Source organism: Candidatus Cloacimonadota bacterium, assembly GCA_034661015.1.
GTDB lineage: Bacteria > Cloacimonadota > Cloacimonadia > JGIOTU-2 > JGIOTU-2 > JAYEKN01.
Window position 1 is genome coordinate 1 of record JAYEKN010000177.1, and the last position, 2,783, is coordinate 2,783.

The 2,783-nt window shown below is 36.7% G+C and carries 1 protein-coding gene; it reads right to left on the bottom strand.

The genetic code is table 11. From position 1 onward, the window contains the following. The coding region (locus U9P79_06770) for a fibronectin type III domain-containing protein (GenBank protein ID MEA2104325.1) at positions 1 to 2,655 on the bottom strand (2,655 nt) is incomplete at its 3' end. Positions 2,656 to 2,783 lie beyond the last annotated feature (128 nt).

The window sequence follows — 2,783 nt, forward strand, 5'->3', positions numbered from 1 at the left end:
AACCACTCCAAGTTTATAGTCCGAAAATCCTCGAATCACTTCACCGTTATTTGTGATCACTTGCACACAAAGTCGAGCGTTATTGACGGATAAACCGGCAGGAATATGCCAAGTGTATTCTGTCGTATTTGGGGGAAGTTGGTTCACTACGGAAGTGGTGTCTTCATCAGAACAAAGCAACAGTTTTATATTTTCAACCAGCGAAGAATGTGAAATGTCCCAAGCAAAAGTTACTTCTTCACCCTCTTGATAAATTCCATTCGATCTATCGGCAATCTCAATTTGTGGCTTTAAGTCCCCCCAATATAGAGTAAAAGGATGATAGGCACTATTGTCGGAAGAATAATATAAGGAAGTATAAGTTAGATTTACAAGCTGTTGGGTATGATTGTTCCTAAGATATAATTCCCCGTATTGATTGACGAAATCGGGGCTAACGGAAACGCTTAAAGTATCACCCAATTGATTGGTTCTGATTAGCAATTTCCAGATTTTGTAATCATTCAGCGGATTATATTCTCCATGAATTTCTTGGGACAAATACATATAATCAGTTTGCCATTGTGATTCATAAAAGGCAGCATAAATATATTCCGGGGGTGTGGGACCTTCCTTTTCAATATCATATAGCTGATCATATTCATCAGTAGCAAAAGGATTCTTTCCAAATCGAACCGTATCGCAAATCGTCGTATCCTGATTTATAACATAAAGTTCAAATATTTTCATAGGTGTTGCATCATCCGTATTTTCATACATAAATATTTCACCTTCTGCATTTTCAGAAGCGATACAATACGAATAATTTCTATTGTTCATAACAGTAGTGTCTTGATAATCATAAATGAGGTTGATTATTGAGGAGCCAACAAGAGTGGAATCGGTTTCCCAACTCGCAATTTCCAAATAGTTAATTCCACCCGCAGGCTTTCTATAAACGTGAAAACCCAAATTTCCCGATTGAATATTAGCTGTCCAGACAAGGTCAACCACTCCGTCTCCACCAACTGCCTGAAAGTCAGAAATATCTACAGGAGCAGTAAAACAGGAAATCTCTTGAGACAGTTCGGAAAAATTCCCGGCATAATCTCTTACCCGCATTCGGAAATAGTATTCCTGATTCATTTCAAGCCCTTCGATAAATATACTATCCGCAAATTGACATGCGAGAAACGGATCATTAATTCTATCAATCCGTTGGCAATTTTGTGGATCTACAATCGGTTCATCATCATAGTAAATTTCATAGGTCCAAAAATCAAATGCCGAAATATCATCCCAATTCAAAGTAAGATTATCAAATGTTTTTGAAAGTATGATTAAATTTTGGGGAATTTCGGGAGTCATCCCGTCATCAAGTTCGATTACTTGTGGCAGTATATCTGTGATTCCCTGCACCCAGTTTGAATAATATTCTATAGTATGCTCAAAAAGCTGTTGCATATTAAAATGTCCGAAAATATCATTAAACCCATAAAACCATTTATAATTTTCTTCAGACTCGAAATATGAATTGGGTAATTCGTCCATTTCGATGTGCATGAAAGGTTCAAAAACGTCGTATTTATTCCAATCAACGTAAGTATAAAGCATTTGCCTGTTTTGAGAATATCCCGGAAGATCAACAGAATTATTCACAGGAAATGGTACGGTAGTATTATAATATAGAAAGTCAAATTCTTCATAATTAACTGCATAAAAATCATTTATAAAAACGGTTTCGTGTGTTCCGATTGAATTGCCCGGAATAACCGGATCAGCCGTGGCGTTAACAATATCTATGTGCCAATCAGAGAGATCCCTGATTGGTAAAGTGGGACATGTTTTATTATAACCGGCAGAAATTTGACAATTAGCATGTCCCTCATGCCTGTCCCAATCATAGCTGTGAATTTGAGCGGAAAATTCTCTTCTCCCAAATTCTTCCCGAATTCTATCACAAAATAATTTATATGCAACATTAAACGGATGAGCATTGATTCTCGATGGATCACTGAGAGATTTGGAATTGGAATAACTACCGACTTCCGTCCATTTCACTTCTCTTCCTACTCCGCTGATCAATAAAAATTTTGCATTCCAATCTCTAAAACATTTATAACTGACAGCCGGAGTAGGGAAATCGTCGGTAGGATGTGGTGCGGTAATTACAACTGGCATATCTGATGAAGGATTATAAACATATAAGCCCCAACCGTTATCAAAAGCGCCGTGTTCATCATCACCAATGAAAGGAGTTCCGTTGTCGTCGTAATATTCCGGATTAATATTTTCTCGGAGGAGATAATAAATTCTATCAGTTCCGGTATCGTGAAATTCAACAACCTCATAGGGAAACTCAAATAAATCTATAAGAATTTGTGCTCCTTCATAATTTCCTGATAGAAATGTAGTTATCACACTTTGCCAATTTGCAAGAGTATCTTCTCCGGCTATAATAAAATTACCAAATCCGTTTGTTTGCCGGTCATACGGAGCGTAAAGATTATAACCCTCGTCGGCAATTCCCTCGGAGATGTGTGAAATCCAATTGTCGTATTCGCACTCTTCAGTAGTTTTATACAAAAAATCTTCAAATTGAGCGGTTTCTACTGTAATAGCAAAAAGATCTGTTAATAAAAACAGAAACATAACTGATAAAAATAAACTTTTCATAATGCTTTAATTTCCATATTATTTTTTTTAAATCAAAACCAGCCGCAATCAAACGCCTTTTGGGGGAACTTCAGATGTTCCGGAGCATCTGAAATGAAAAGTCTTAATTAGAGTCTGTCCGTAAAGTA